This is a genomic window from Paenibacillus radicibacter (genome assembly GCF_024721995.1).
Classification (GTDB): Bacteria; Bacillota; Bacilli; order Paenibacillales; family NBRC-103111; genus Paenibacillus_AM; species Paenibacillus_AM radicibacter.
The window spans coordinates 210853-225508 of sequence record NZ_JANQBC010000005.1; the positions used below are offsets into that span (position 1 = coordinate 210853).

Annotated in this window: 16 protein-coding genes and 1 riboswitch; of the genes, 11 read left to right on the forward strand and 5 right to left on the reverse strand. The window is 43.1% G+C overall.

The genetic code is table 11. The features are described from left to right. The 9 genes from lipA (at position 1) to NV379_RS12770 (ending at position 9685) form a co-directional block, all read left to right on the forward strand. A complete protein-coding gene (lipA, locus tag NV379_RS12730; RefSeq protein ID WP_258207815.1) occupies positions 1-888 on the forward strand; it encodes a lipoyl synthase in 888 nt (295 codons plus the stop codon). Between the two features lie 29 nt (positions 889-917). Continuing rightward, positions 918-1592: an L-serine ammonia-lyase, iron-sulfur-dependent subunit beta gene (gene sdaAB, locus NV379_RS12735; protein WP_258207691.1), complete on the forward strand. Its 675-nt coding sequence runs from the start codon at positions 918-920 to the stop codon at positions 1590-1592. 7 nt (positions 1593-1599) lie between these two features. Continuing rightward, complete coding sequence (sdaAA, locus tag NV379_RS12740; RefSeq protein ID WP_258207692.1) at positions 1600-2487, forward strand: L-serine ammonia-lyase, iron-sulfur-dependent, subunit alpha; 888 nt, start codon at positions 1600-1602, stop codon at positions 2485-2487. Between the two features lie 22 nt (positions 2488-2509). Continuing rightward, complete coding sequence (lpdA, locus tag NV379_RS12745) at positions 2510-3934, forward strand: dihydrolipoyl dehydrogenase (RefSeq protein ID WP_258207693.1); 1425 nt, start codon at positions 2510-2512, stop codon at positions 3932-3934. 153 nt (positions 3935-4087) lie between these two features. Next, entirely contained in the window at positions 4088-4642 is a 555-nt protein-coding gene (locus NV379_RS12750) for a putative ABC transporter permease (RefSeq protein WP_258207694.1), read from the forward strand. 125 nt (positions 4643-4767) lie between these two features. Then, on the forward strand, positions 4768-6078 hold the full coding sequence (locus NV379_RS12755) for a GGDEF domain-containing protein (protein ID WP_258207695.1): 1311 nt from the start codon (positions 4768-4770) through the stop codon (positions 6076-6078). Between the two features lie 266 nt (positions 6079-6344). After that, entirely contained in the window at positions 6345-6701 is a 357-nt protein-coding gene (locus tag NV379_RS12760; protein WP_258207696.1) for a MarR family winged helix-turn-helix transcriptional regulator, read from the forward strand. Positions 6702-6709: 8 nt separating this feature from the next. Beyond that, positions 6710-8362, forward strand: coding sequence for an MDR family MFS transporter (locus tag NV379_RS12765; protein ID WP_258207697.1), 1653 nt, complete (start codon positions 6710-6712; stop codon positions 8360-8362). Between the two features lie 171 nt (positions 8363-8533). Then, positions 8534-9685 carry a cation:proton antiporter gene (locus tag NV379_RS12770; protein WP_258207698.1) on the forward strand — a complete coding sequence of 384 codons (1152 nt, stop codon included), beginning with the start codon at positions 8534-8536 and terminating at the stop codon, positions 9683-9685. Positions 9686-9763: 78 nt separating this feature from the next. Here NV379_RS12770 and NV379_RS12775 read toward each other — a convergent pair whose 3' ends face one another. After that, the gene (locus NV379_RS12775; RefSeq protein ID WP_258207699.1) at positions 9764-9967 is read right to left on the reverse strand and encodes a cold-shock protein; all 204 of its coding nucleotides are present in this window, start codon (positions 9965-9967) and stop codon (positions 9764-9766) included. A 112-nt stretch (positions 9968-10079) separates the two neighbouring features. Between NV379_RS12775 and NV379_RS12780 the strand changes: the two genes are divergently transcribed. Both NV379_RS12780 and NV379_RS12785 read left to right on the forward strand, forming a co-directional pair. Further along, on the forward strand, positions 10080-11015 hold the full coding sequence (locus NV379_RS12780) for a TRM11 family SAM-dependent methyltransferase (RefSeq protein WP_258207700.1): 936 nt from the start codon (positions 10080-10082) through the stop codon (positions 11013-11015). Positions 11016-11106: 91 nt separating this feature from the next. Then, positions 11107-11237, forward strand: a riboswitch (cyclic di-AMP (ydaO/yuaA leader). Between the two features lie 4 nt (positions 11238-11241). Then, on the forward strand, positions 11242-12027 hold the full coding sequence (locus NV379_RS12785) for a CAP domain-containing protein (RefSeq protein WP_258207701.1): 786 nt from the start codon (positions 11242-11244) through the stop codon (positions 12025-12027). 59 nt (positions 12028-12086) lie between these two features. Here NV379_RS12785 and NV379_RS12790 read toward each other — a convergent pair whose 3' ends face one another. Genes NV379_RS12790 through NV379_RS12805 form a run of 4 tightly spaced genes read right to left on the reverse strand, consistent with a single transcriptional unit; the run spans position 12087 to position 14642 of the window. Beyond that, positions 12087-12311: a hypothetical protein gene (locus NV379_RS12790; protein WP_258207702.1), complete on the reverse strand. Its 225-nt coding sequence runs from the start codon at positions 12309-12311 to the stop codon at positions 12087-12089. Beyond that, the gene (locus NV379_RS12795; RefSeq protein WP_258207703.1) at positions 12308-12961 is read right to left on the reverse strand and encodes a Ger(x)C family spore germination C-terminal domain-containing protein; all 654 of its coding nucleotides are present in this window, start codon (positions 12959-12961) and stop codon (positions 12308-12310) included. The genes NV379_RS12790 and NV379_RS12795 overlap by 4 nt, the downstream gene beginning before the upstream one ends. Positions 12962-12963: 2 nt before the next feature. Then, entirely contained in the window at positions 12964-13536 is a 573-nt protein-coding gene (locus NV379_RS12800) for a Ger(x)C family spore germination protein (RefSeq protein WP_258207704.1), read from the reverse strand. Next, a complete protein-coding gene (locus NV379_RS12805; RefSeq protein ID WP_258207705.1) occupies positions 13533-14642 on the reverse strand; it encodes a GerAB/ArcD/ProY family transporter in 1110 nt (369 codons plus the stop codon). The genes NV379_RS12800 and NV379_RS12805 overlap by 4 nt, the downstream gene beginning before the upstream one ends. Positions 14643-14656 lie beyond the last annotated feature (14 nt).

Below are 14656 nucleotides of genomic sequence, written 5' to 3' on the forward strand. Positions count from 1 at the left end.
GTGGGCAAGATGACGCAGACAAGAGAACGTAAGCCGGATTGGCTTAAAATATCACTTCGCACGAGCGAAAGCTTCGGCGACATCAAGTCGATGATGCGTGGACGCAAGCTGCACACCGTGTGTGAGGAAGCGAAATGTCCGAACATCTATGAATGCTGGAGCAATCGTACAGCGACCTTTATGATTCTAGGCAAAATATGCACAAGAGCGTGTCGATTCTGCGCGGTGACATCGGGACTTCCGACAGAGCTTGATCTGGAAGAGCCGGAACATGTTGCGGTTTCCACGCAAGAGATGGGGCTTAAGCATGTCGTCATTACATCCGTTGCCCGTGATGATCTGAAGGATGAAGGTTCAGGCATGTTCAAGGCGACGATTGAAGCGGTTAGAGCGCGTAATCCACTGACAAGTATTGAAGTGCTAACACCAGATTTTAGCGGGAAAAAGGATTTACTAGAAATTGTTCTTCAGGCGAAGCCAGACATCTTGAATCACAATTTGGAAACCGTTCGCCGTCTATCCGATCAAGTTCGGGCGAAAGCGAAATATGAGCGTTCCTTGCAATTTTTGCGTAACGCGAAGGATATTCGTCCTGAGCAGATGACCAAGTCAGGCCTTATGGTTGGACTTGGAGAGACAGCAGCAGAAGTAATTGAAAGTATGAAAGACCTGCGTGCTTCAGGTTGTGACATTCTGACCATTGGACAGTATTTACAGCCGACAGAGAAACATTTGAAAGTACAGAAATACTACACGCCAGATGAATTCAAGCAGTTCAAAGTGGAAGGCTTGCAGCTCGGTTTTTCCCATGTGGAATCGGGTCCGCTTGTTCGTAGTTCGTATCATGCCCATGAGCAAGTTGAAGGGGCTCTTAAGTCTAGTCATTAAGGGAAGTCCAAGAGGAAGAGGGAAAGCGCATGCGCTTTAAAAATGTGTTCTCCATTATCGGTCCAGCAATGGTCGGGCCATCTAGCTCACATACAGCAGGTGCAATTCGAATCGGCCGAGTGGCAAGACAGCTGCTCGGAGTTCAGCCCGAAAAGGTACGAATTCTGCTCTACGGTTCGTTTGCCGAAACGTATCAGGGACATGGTACGGATCTCGCGTTGATCGGTGGTTTACTTGATTATGAGACGGATGATCCGCGTATTCGAAATTCGTTTGAAGAAGCGAAGTTAGCTGGTGTTGAAGTGAGCTTTGTGCCAATTACAGGCAACTGCCCGCACCCGAATACTGCGAAGCTTGAGCTTTGGGCAGGAGACGAATATACGGAAGTGCTTGGGGCATCTATTGGCGGTGGCAATATTGTGATTCATGCGATGAGTGGTTTCGATGTGCAGTGCACAGGTGAGTTTCCAACACTTGTGATTCAACATATTGATTCTACAGGTATAATCGCGCAGATCACCAACATATTAAGCGTCTTTGGCTTAAACATTGGCTATATGGACGTGGATCGCAAGCGTCGCAATGGGGAAGCCATGACAGTAATTGAACTAGACACACCGATTACGAAGCAAGTGCAGGATACGATTTCGCGCTTGCCTAACATTGTGAAAGTTTCGGTCATTGATTTGACTAGAAGGAGCTGACTCGCAGGTGCGATTTCGAAACCTAAAAGAGTTAACGGAGTTATGCCAAGCGGAATCCAAGACCATTTCGCAGATTATGATTGACGAACAGGCAGCAGAATCCGGCATGACGCAAGAGGAAGTATTCGCACAGATGGCGGACTATTACCAGATCATGAAGGAAGCTGTGAATAAGGGGCTAACGGAGTCCACGATTTCTCGAAGTGGACTTACAGGTGGGGACGCACAGCGTGTGCTTGCTTATATGAATAGTACAGAGACATCAAGTGGTGATGTAGCTTGTCGAGCAATGGCTTATGCCCTTGGGGTATCGGAAGTTAATGCCTCGATGGGGCGTATTATTGCGACTCCAACAGCAGGTTCATGCGGGATTATTCCGGGTATGTTCGTAAGTGCACAGGAGCGATTCGGCTGGGACGATGATCATCTCGTTCACGGTCTATTTACTGCGGGTGCGATTGGGTATGTCATTGCGAATAACTCCTTTATTTCAGGTGCCGAAGGCGGTTGTCAGGCAGAGATTGGCTCGGCGATCGGAATGGCTGCTGGAGCAATGGTTGAACTTCGCGGTGGATCGGCTGATCAGTCGATGCATGCTGTGGGTTTAGCTTTGAAAAATACACTTGGTCTCATTTGCGATCCAGTAGGTGGACTTGTGGAAATTCCGTGCATCGTTCGTAACGGCTTTGGTGCAGTTAATGCACTAGCTGCTGCGGATATGGCGCTGGCAGGTGTACGCAGCGTGATTCCATCTGATGAAGTCATTGATGTGATGCTTGAAGTCGGAACGGCTATGCCAAGTAAGCATCGCGAGACTGCGCAAGGTGGACTCGCACAGACGCCAACGGGACGTAAGATCATGTACGAGCTTCGTCATAAACATACAAAGAGTTAGGCGATAGGGGGAGAGAATCTGCATGAAAACATATGATGCTGTAGTACTCGGCGGTGGACCAGGGGGTTATGTTGCAGCAATTCGATTAAGCCAGCTTGGCAAGTCCGTAGCTGTTGTTGAGCGAGAGCGCTTAGGCGGCACTTGCTTGAACAAAGGATGTATTCCAAGTAAATCGCTGCTTCGTAGTGCAGAAGTATATACGAATTTCAAACATAGCGAAAGCTTTGGTATTGTCGCCAATGACTTCCAATTGGACTTTGGACTCGTGCAAGCTCGTAAACAGAAGATCGTGGAACAATTACATGGCGGTACGCAATTTTTAATGAAAAAGAATAAAATCGACGTGATCATCGGCCATGGCAAGCTAACAAATTTACCTGTGGATGCACCATATAACGGTGCAGTAACTGTACAAACACAGGATGCAGATGATCTCGTTGTTGCTTATAAAGACCTCATTATCGCTACAGGTTCACGTCCAAGATCATTGCCAGGGCTTACGATTGACGGTAAGTTTGTGATGACAAGTGATGATGCGCTTGAAATGGACAATCTACCAAGTTCGATCATTATTGTAGGCGGCGGTGTAATCGGAATTGAATGGGCATCGATGTTAAGCGACTTCGGCGTGAAAGTGACGATTGTTGAATATGCAGATCGCCTTGTTCCATTAGAGGATGCGGATATTTCCAAAGAACTACGTCGCTTAATGATGAAGCGCGGCGTTACGATTCTAACAGGTGCGAAGTTACTTGCTGAGACGATGTACGCCAATAATCAGACCGGCACGGTGCATATGCAAGTCGAGCACCTTGGCAGTGTGAAGGATTTAGAAGCAGAGAAGGCACTTGTGAGCGTAGGTCGTCAAGCGAATGTCGAGCAGATCGGTCTTGAAGAAGCTGGGGTTCAAGTGGAGAGAGGCGTAATTGTTGTTGATACTTGCATGCTGACATCTACTCCACACATTTATGCGATTGGTGATGTGAATGGTGGTTTGCAACTCGCACATGTAGCTAGTCATGAGGGGATCACGGCAGCTGAACATATCGCAGGAGAGACGCCTCATAGTCAGGCGTTGCACACGATTCCGCGCTGTATTTATGGAAGACCTGAGATTGCATCAGTGGGCTGGACGGAAGAACAAGCGGTAGCGCAGGGCTATGAAGTGCAGACAGGTAAGTATTCGTTCAAAGCACTTGGTAAAGCGCTCGTGCATGGAGAAGCAGATGGTTTTGCGAAAGTCATTACCGATAAGAAGACACACGACATTCTTGGTGTACATTTGATCGGACCGCATGTGACGGAGCATATATCGGAAGCGGCACTCGCACAGTTCTTACAAGCAAATTCGATTCAAGTTGGTAAAATGATTCATCCACATCCTACGCTGTCTGAAATTATTGGTGAAGCCATGCTTGCAGTCGATGGCAAAGCAATTGGGATGTAAGGTCGCGAAGCAAATTTCGCTCTTATTATAGAAGAAGAACGTCTTATCTATTGAGATAAGGCGTTTTTTGCGTGTACTTGCAAGAATAACTTTATAGGTTAATCCTCATACTAATCCAATTCCCATATTTTACATGGAAAGGAATTGGTATCAATGTTCACAACACTTACTGTAGAAACCCTCACTTGGCCATCTATGCTTTTTTACTTTATCATCTATTCTTTCGGGGGCTGGCTACTCGAGAATACGCATAGCAAAATCACGACTGGTACTTTTCGCAAAAAAGGGTTCCTGCAAGGGCCGTTTAAGCCCATGTACGGCATAGCCCCAGTGCTCGTACTGTTATTACTGCCGCTGTATCCTCATTTCAGCTTTCTTCTATTACTAGCGATCCTCGTTCCGTCGATGGTGGAGTTTATAAGTGGTGCACTCTTGCATAAGCTTTTTCATAAAAAGTGGTGGGATTATTCCGAGTATCGTTTTCAAGTGAGAGGACATGTCTGCATGCGATACTCTATCTATTGGGTGTTATTGTCTTTACTTGTATATTACTTCGTCCATCCCATCGTATCGGTCATGTATCTAGTGCTCTATCCGGTATGGCTACAGCTATGTCCATTTATGATGATGCTGTTCTTTGCGGATGTAGGAGTTACTTTCCGGATTTTCCGTAAACAGATGGGACGTTCGGTTATAGGTCGTGAGTAGCGTGAGTTTCGACATGAATTTATAAAATAGTACAAATTACCTATTAATTTTTTGGATATACATGACAGATGTCCTGTTTTGAACTATACTAATAGAATATTATGGTAGATCAGGGGGCAGCTAAGATGACTAGTAAATTTCTTCTAGACGTCGATTTTGATAGTCAAGTACTATCATGGCAAATACGTGGTGATCTTACAATTCAAGATATAGCAGAGTTCATCCCGCAGGTTCATGAGAAAGTACTTCACTTGCGCAAGGGCGCAATCAAGCTGCTCATTGATAACCGATTGATGATGAAGAATGGCAAGCCCTACGTTTTCCGTCCTGAAGTGAATGTGATGTGGGAACAACTCATGTTGTTCTTGCGAGATTATGTGGAAAAGTGCGCTGTGCTCTGTAATGGTCCAATTATGGAAATGCAAGTAGACCGACTTGCAAGAAAAGCAAATATGGATCATAGCTATCGCTTGTTTTGGCATGAGAATACATTCTATTCCAAACAACTTGCTTATAAGTTTTTAGGGATATATTCGAACCGCTTGCTAGATGATCAAGGTGTTGATGTTCATCATACTTATGATGAACTCATCTATATGGATGATTCTTGCGGCATGTTTATTCTTGATAGTGCTGGAATGGTCACATTCTCGAATCAAATATTGAAAGATTTATTTAATTTGCGAGAAGATACGAATCCACTGACATTCTCTTCTATTATGGATTCGGATGAACGGACAGAAGTTTACAATTATATTGAACTTGTGATGAATGGATTTTCACAGCATTTTGAAATTACGATAAATAAAAGTCCTCGTGCATCACGAATCTTACATATAGCGATGGTACCTATACGCAATAATCACTTGGTGACTAGTATTTATGGTATCGTAGTCGATATTACGGATGATCGATATGAGCAGGATTATATGCGGCATATCGCGTACCATGATCCACTAACGAATCTACCTAACCGCTTGAAATTCCAAGAACGTCTGAACAAAGAATTAACGAATCCAGATGGAGAACCTACCGAATTAGCACTTCTTTACCTCGATCTAGATGGATTTAAGCGTGTCAACGATACATGTGGTCACACGCAAGGCGATGAGATGCTCAAAGCTGCGGCGGATCGATTGCTGCATTATACGCGGGATACGGATCTCGTCGCGCGCATTGGTGGCGATGAGTTTGTAATCTTACTTACGAATATGCCAAAGCGAGAGACGGTTGCACGGATCGCAGATCGGATTATTAGCAGCTTTACAACAGACCCGTTACTTATCAAAGGTGAAGATAGTGGCATTCGTGTTAGTATTGGAATTGCTGGTGCTCCATCTGATGGCAATGACGCGGACTCATTAATTAAGCACGCAGATCTTGCACTGTACCGTGCAAAGGAAAAAGGCAAAGGCTATTTTGAATTTTATTCATAACCAACGAAACAGTTAACCAAGGCGCACGTCTTGAATTAACTGTTTTTTCTTTTTATTTTAACAATAATCGATTTGTCTGAAGTTTTACTCTTGACGATTTGAGAACAGAAATGTATACTTCTGAATAGTTTAATGTTTATTAGTTTAACGTTAAAATATATTTCGATAAAGGAGTCTTGGTTGTGCCTGAAATGAATTCTAACTTTGTCCTCTCGGATTTGTTTCGAAGTGTCCTGAAGCAAATGACGAGAGAATGGAACAAACGCATGACACAAAACCTTTCTTTTTCACAGTTTCGGATGCTTCTCAAATTGAGTTCGAAAGGTAAACAGAAAGTGTCTGAGTTAGCAAATATGTTGTGTTTAACTTCCGGAGCAATTACGGGAGCTGCAGATAAATTAATTGTGAGGGGGCTGATTCAGCGTACACGAGATGAGGAGGATCGTAGGGTAGTTTATATCGAGATTACCCCAGAAGGCGAGGAAATCGTGCAAGAAATTCAGGAGGGACAGCGTGAGACGATTGCGATGTTCTTTGACGAGTTGCCGCAGGAAGATACCGATCATCTTATACGTATCTTCAGTCAAGCCTTAGAAAATATAGAGAGACATCAGAAGGAGTAGGGGAAACGATGGAACATTTAACGCATAAGCGTAAATTAACGATCATGATTGCGATCATGGCAGCTTTGTTCTTTTCCGCGATTAACCAGACAATTGTGGGTACAGCTTTACCGCGTATTATTGCGAAGCTGGGTGGAATGGACTATTACACATGGGTTATAACGATTTATATGCTAACCTCGACGATTGCAACTGTCTTAGTCGGTAAATTATCAGATATATATGGGCGTAAGCCATTTATTCTGACTGGTATTGTTCTATTTATGATCGGTGCTTTTATGTGTGGCACATCACCAGATATTTTCTATTTGATTACGTATCGGGGTGTTCAAGGTTTGGGTGCAGGTATTCTGATGGCAACTTCCTTTACTGCAGTAGGTGACTTATTCGCACCGCGTGAACGTGGGAAGTGGACCGGTGTCTTGACGGCTGTGTTCGGCTTCTCAAGCGTTATCGGACCTACCCTTGGAGGTTACATTGTCGACCATATGAATTGGTCTTGGGTATTCTGGATTTTCTTACCACTTGGTATCGTGGCATTCATTATGATCTTAGTGTTGTTCCCGAAAGTGGAGCGTAAGCAATCCGAATCCATTGACTACTGGGGTTCTTTGTTCCTAACTACGGCAATCGTACCTTTACTACTTGCATTTTCATGGGCAGGTACGAAATATGATTGGGGTTCTTCCCAAATTATTGGGCTATTCTCTGCCGCACTTGCTTCGCTTCTGATCTTCATGTTTGTTGAAACGAAAGTGAAGACACCGGTATTGCCGCTTTCCTTATTTAAGAATGGAATTGTAACACTTTCTAATGTAATCGGGTTCTTGATGAACGCAGGAATGATGGGTGCACTGATCTATATTCCATTCTTCGTGCAAGGGGTCATGGGCATTTCACCTACTTACTCCGGTTATGTCACAATGCCAATGTCGATCGGTATGGTAATCATGAGCGCAATCGGCGGTCAGATGATTAGTAAGACGGGTAAATACAAGCGCTTTGCCCTAATGGGGATGCCAATTATGATCGCGGGTATGCTTATCATGGTCTATATGGATAGCATTGCAATGGCTGTTGTTAGTATGATCGTATTCGGACTTGGTTTAGGTCTAGGAATGCCAGTCTTCTCCCTTGCTGTTCAGAATGCAGTGGAACCATCCAAACTGGGTGTCGTAACAGCTTCATCTCAATTGTTCCGTAACTTAGGCGGTACGATCGGGATTGCTGTCATGGGAACTATTATGTCGATGAGTATGACAGAATCCATGAAATCGGCGATCGCATCGGGTAAAGGTGTGGATTTAACGAAACTTGATCCGGCCATAGCGGAGAAATTATCTGTATTCCATAATCCACAAATGCTGCTTGATCAACCGAAGTTAGCAACGATTCATGATCAAATGCCTGCTGCAATGCAACCTATTTTCACTCAAATGATTGATTCCTTGCGTGATGCATTAAGCTCATCTTTATCAACTGTGTTCTTAGCGGGTACGATTTTGCTCTGCGTAGCGATGTTTCTTACATTCTTCTTGAAAGAAATTCCGCTTCGCACTTCGAACAAAATGCCAGGTAAACCTGCAAATCCTGAGGATAAGCAATCTGTCGCACAATCTACGACTCCTGTCGTTCAATCAACTGTAGAAGCACAGAATTAATTTTTACATTTTTTCATAAAATAAGATGGAAAAGCTGCCAAATAGGCAGCTTTTTTCATATGCTTTACTTCTAAAATAGTTGACACTATTTGGCGATATTGCATTGAATTGTTATAATAGAAGATGTTTGCATCTTTAGAACGACTATATTGAATCGAAGGGAACGATTGCATGCTGTTATTTTTACAATTGCTTATCATCTTGCTTGCGACGAAACTTGCAGGGGATATAAGCGTCCGGTTAGGTCAGCCAGCGGTATTAGGAAAGCTACTAATTGGTATTATTATTGGTCCAGCTGTGCTGGGTTGGATTGAAAAAACAGAGATGATTGACAGTTTGAGTGAAATTGGTGTTCTCCTGCTTATGTTTATTGCTGGACTTGAGACAGACCTTAAAGCACTCAATCAGAATCGAAATTCCTCGCTTGCCGTTGCGGTTGGCGGTATTATTTTCCCACTAGTTGGTGGATATTTAACGGGTCATTTCATGGGGCTTGAACAGTCTCATTCTTTATTCTTAGGTTTAATGTTGTCCGCTACTTCTGTTAGTATTTCTGTTCAGACACTTAAAGAGCTTGGACAACTCAAAAGCAAAGAAAGTACAACGATCCTTGGTGCAGCACTTATTGATGATATCTTAGTTGTTGTAGCTTTGGCTGTGCTTATGAGCTTCATGACACCAGGTGATGTGAGCCTTAGCATGCTCCTTATTAAGAAGGTTCTGTTCTTCGTAGTGATTATCTTTGCTGGTTGGAAAGTTGTTCCTTTAGTGATGCGAATGCTTGCACCGCTAGCCGTATCTGAGGCGATTATTAGTGCAGGGTTAATTATCTGTTTCGCCTTCTCCTACTTCGCTGAGCTTATGGGTGTTGCAGGTATTATTGGGGCATTCGCAGCGGGTATTGCTATTTCTCAGACGAAATATAGAGAAGAAGTGGAACATAAGATCGAACCGATTGCTTATGTTATCTTCGTTCCGGTGTTCTTCGTAAGTATCGGATTATCTGTTACTTTTGTGGGAATTTTGGATCAAATCTGGTTCATTCTAGGTCTTACGATTGTAGCGGTTATTACGAAGCTTGCAGGTTCGGGTCTAGGTGCAAGACTGACTGGGTTTAAAGGCAGATCTGCTCTTGGTATCGGCGCCGGGATGGTGTCTCGTGGAGAAGTAGCACTTATTCTGGGTGCGATTGGACTCGAAGCACAATTGCTGGATGAGAAGTACTTCACATCGATCATCATTGTAGTAATCTTGACGACGATCGTAACTCCGCCTATGCTGAAGAGCATTTTTGGACAAAAGAAAGAAGTAACATCGGAGTAACTTCAAGCTAGTTACTTGAATAAACAAAGGCACTACCCGAAAGCTCGGGTGAGTGCCTTTGTCTTTGCCATACATGTGTTATTTGACATCTTTTTGGTTGTTATTGTAAATAGTAGGGAGCATTTTATTATTTTTCTCCATCACAGATTGACAAATCGGACAGACAGGCGTTTGTTCGAAGGCGAAGTTTTCTCGCATCCAACATACACACGATTCATTGCTACACTTCCAAATTACGGTTTCCTCTACGACAGGCTCTACTGTCTTTTTAGAATAATACATACGTTTTGCCCCTCCTTAACCCTAATAATATGTGACAAAATTTCCTTATCTATACGAATCTTAGCAATGTGGTACAATAAGATTTTTGAACATGATGAAGGGTGGGAGATCCATGAAATCTCACAATTTTCCAGCATATCTTTATACATATGCTTGTCATGAGGATGAAATGTCTTTATGCACATTAGAACTCAAAAGTCTGTTCGGACAAGTACCACAGCATAACTATATAGAAAGTCATTATAACATTAATCCGAGCCGAAGTCCGTTTTTTAAATTGCAGCTAGAAGTGCTGTACGCAGGACAAAGTGTGCAGGAGATTGCCGAGCAAGTTGGTGCAATTGAACTTGGTGGAGCAACTTTTAAAGTGGTATATATCGAGAATGATAATGCGATCACATATGAAGAAGAACGCCTCATAGAGCGGGAGATTGGAGCGAGTGTACGCGGAAAAGCGGACATGCGTAAGCCTGAGCGGATATTTGGAATTATTCGCGCAGGAAATAGGTGGTTATTTGGGTCTTATCGGAAGAATGAAGCGTTGTGGCTGAAGCATATGAAGAAACCTCAGAATTATTCAACCGCGCTTAGTACTCGGGTGGCTAGAGCTATTGTAAATATTGCCGCTCCGCGAGTAGAAGGTGTCACGGTCATTGATCCGTGTTGTGGAATTGGTACGGTAGTCATTGAAGCGCTATCGATGGGGATAAAGATGGTTGGATCGGATATTAATCCGATGGCTATTCGTGGTGCACGTGCGAATCTAGAACACTTTGGCTATCCGCAGGTTGTCACCATTCAAGATATGACGACATTAGAAGGACACTATGATGTTGCGATTCTTGATATGCCTTATAATCTATGCTCGGTACTCCCAGAACGTGAACGATTGATGATGTTAGAGCGTGTTCATGCTTTAGCGGACAAGGTAATTATTGTAACACTTGAGGAGATGGATGAAGCGATTTTAGCGGCAGGACTTGCTATTGGGGAGCGGTGTGTCGTGAATAAAGGGAAATTTGCAAGACAGGTGATCGTCTGTACGTAAGTTTCATGTAATTGGCATCGATTCCTAGTTTCAGTAAAAAAACCATTATTTTGGCAGTGTTGGTGGGTGTGAGAAATGATACACTTTGAACGTGTAAAATAGGCCGAGACCAGCACAGGTGCGGGGGAACCAAAGTTTTGGGGTGAAATCACAATTGTGATCGGGTATTACTCTTTAATCCGAACCCGTCAGCTAACCTCGTAGGCGATAATAAGGAGAGAGGAATATGAAACAAAGGTTGAAGAAAGTAGTAGTTACAGGAGCGCTTGCAGTTACCATGCTTGCATCCACAGGAATGGTGAACGTCGCACAAGCATCTACAGGAAATCAGGGGAGCACAATTTCATTCCAAGATTTATTGAAATCGGGTAATTGCAATTTGAATGAATTGATGAAATTATTTTCCCATAACTTCCAAGGAGGATTTGTGTGGAATGGATCCAATTGCTTACTTCCTAACATCGGCAATGGAATTATTATTAAACCGGATGTTGTAAATCCAACTCCAAAGCCTGAGAAACCAGTAACACCAGAGAAGCCGGTAACTCCAGAGCCAACACCGAAGCCAGAGCCAACGCCAAAACCTGAAACACCGAAGCCAACACCAGATCCTTCGGAGAAGCCAGTTGTATCAGATGAAGCGAGCAAGTTTGCGAGTGAAGTCCTAGTTCTTGTTAACAAGGAGCGTACGAAAGCAGGTCTTTCCCCGCTTAAGATGGACAATGCGAAGCTAAACAATATGGCGATGGACAAAGCGAAGGACATGGTGAAGAATAACTACTTCGATCATAACTCTCCAACTTATGGTTCGCCATTTGATATGATGAAGAAATATGGCGTCACTTACCGCGCTGCAGGTGAGAACATTGCCAAAGGCCAACGATCCGCACAAGAAGTGATGAACTCTTGGATGAACAGCAGCGGTCACAGACAGAATATTCTTAGCCCGAACTTTACAACGATAGGTATCGCACACTATCAAGGGGTATGGGTACAAGCATTCATTGGATAAATCATAAATAGAGCTAACGGCATGTCCCAATCGGACGAGTTGCCGTTAGCTCTTTGTTGTTAATTGAGGAAATCAGTAAATGGTTTGTAGAGCATGACCAAATACTTATCAAAACCGGGTAGATCAGGGAACACAATGATGATAATGGCTGCGAGCCAGCTGATCATACTGATCATAATGATCGCACGCTTATCTTTCTTCTGATCCGATTGGAGTGACTTTACCTCCAATAAAATAATGACAATAGTTAAGAGTGTCACTCCGAGCATGTAATAAGCCTTCATTGGGTCACCTCATCATCTGGAACTCCCGCTGGCGTTGTTCGTTTACCAGGTTCACGTATATGAATTTTAATCTTCAGATCAACATCAACTTGAGAAAATTTATCTTTCCAATCTGCTTTTACTTCTCTCCACTCTTTGGGATATTTACGATGGAACATATCACCAAATGAGAGAATATCGGATTTGTACTTGTTTTGTATAAGATCTAGAGATAGCCGAATGTGTTTACGGATTTGCTGTTCAATTTTTCGTTCCACCATACTTGTTACTTCACTTTTTATCATATTGAGTGAGTGAGTAGAGTTTTGCAGAATATCGTAGTCATAGTCTAATGTTGCAATGACTTTCCATTTTCCGTTTTCGATTACTGGCTTTAACTTTGTATTGCCTTGCCTCATTTTTGCCGTTATATAACCAGAACCGTCTGGCGCGGATATACTTGTAACCGTCTTACGTAATTCATTACGCAACCATAGGACACCTTCTGTTTCCTCATTATCCAGCGTGCCAATTAGTTTAGCATCATTGAAGATTGCTGCACCGGCTAAGAATGGGATTAATTGATTCTGATTTTGATTTTGAGAGCTTTTATCGGCATTAATTACTTGGATATAAGGAAGCAGTCCACTAGCAGAATCACTAACCAGCATCACTAACCAGCATCACTAACCAGCATGTCTTGGAATGCGCCTGCTCGAAGCGGAACACCTACTTTTAGCACAGCTAAATTATGAAGCACTTCCGCGGTGGATTTATTAAGAGGCGGCTTTAGTTCAAGCATTTGCTTGGCTTTCCCTTGTGAAATATAAAAGTAAGCATTACCTCTTGTCTTCGGCTCTCGCATGATATAGTCAAGGTGGGGACGAACCCCTTCGGAAGTAACTTCTTTGCTGGCAATAAATACTTCGCACTGTCCCCAAAATATGGAGCGAGGTAAACTTTTTTGTAGATTGTTTACGGCTTCTGCAACGGTATGACCGACCCCTGATCGAACGAGAAGCTGGCTGGAACCTCCGCCGCCCTCTGACCCACCTGAACTTCCCGCAGATTTTGGTACATAGATTTGAATAGATAGTTCATACATGTCTTTATTATATTTATCAATGGCAGCCGATGTAACGATCGCAAGCATATTGATTTCTTTGCGATCCCAACATCCCATTAGGAATACCATACAGATCAGTAGAAGTGTACTGCGATAAATATGTTTCGAAGGAGTTCTCACGTGAATCGACTCCTTATCCCTTTTTTAAGCTTCTTCTGAAAGATGGCAATCAGTAGGATGATACTTGGGATGACGAGATTGAAGGTGAAGAGATAGAAAGGTTCATACCCTTCAATAGAGCTGAACAATTCTTGTGTACTCGGCAATGACCATTGACCAAGTGCGAGCAGTAATATCGTATAGGGAAACACAATATGCTTGTAATCCGAAAGTTTGAAAACTTGTGCGGTACCTAGTACCGAAGCATAGAAGAATACGGACAATTTGGTGAAAGTAGCAAGTACCCAGAATGCCATAACAAGAGCTTCTAGGTGATTGAGCAGACCTGGGAAGCTAATGTTCTCCGCAAGGAGCATCATGGTGTACATATAAGCTTTGGTGGACGTTCCAAGGATCATGAAACACGTCATGTTAATGAGAATTAAAGTGGCAACGACTACAAGAGCAGATATTGCCGTCCAACGTACTACTTTTTTTGGCTTATTCAAATACGGGATAAGAAAACTGATGATAAAAAATTCTGAAAGCCAGCCTTGAATCATGAATGATCCTTTGTATGAGGGAAGAACCCCAAATTCGAATACAGGTAGAATATTCGCTGGTTTGATTGTAGGGAGATTAAGAAAACAAGTAGCAAGTACGAGGCACAGGACAATTGGAACAGTAAACTGAGCTGTTCGGCACATGACTTCAAGACCGCTGCGTACATTGTAGGCAGCAGTCAACAAGATCGAGCCCATAATGACTGGAACGGGTGTATATTGAAAGAAATTACCAGTGAGAAACTGTGCATTTTCACGTAGAATCGTTGCGATTGCTTGCAATAGAAAAATAATGTAAATGATCGCCACGATTTTACCTGCGACTTTTCCGATCACACGTGGGATATATTCGATAAACGTCTGATTGGGGAACAATCGGCTTAATTTATAGGCTAAGAAAATCGCAAGAAAACCAGTGATAAACCCGAATAGAGGAGAAAACCACAAGTCGCGATCTGCTTGTCTGGACACAACAAAGGGAGAGATTAACATTCCGGTAGCAATAATGTAGGGATACATTAAGAGACTTAGTTGTTGAGGTGTAATTTTCCCTTTTTCGATCATAGGTATATTCCTTC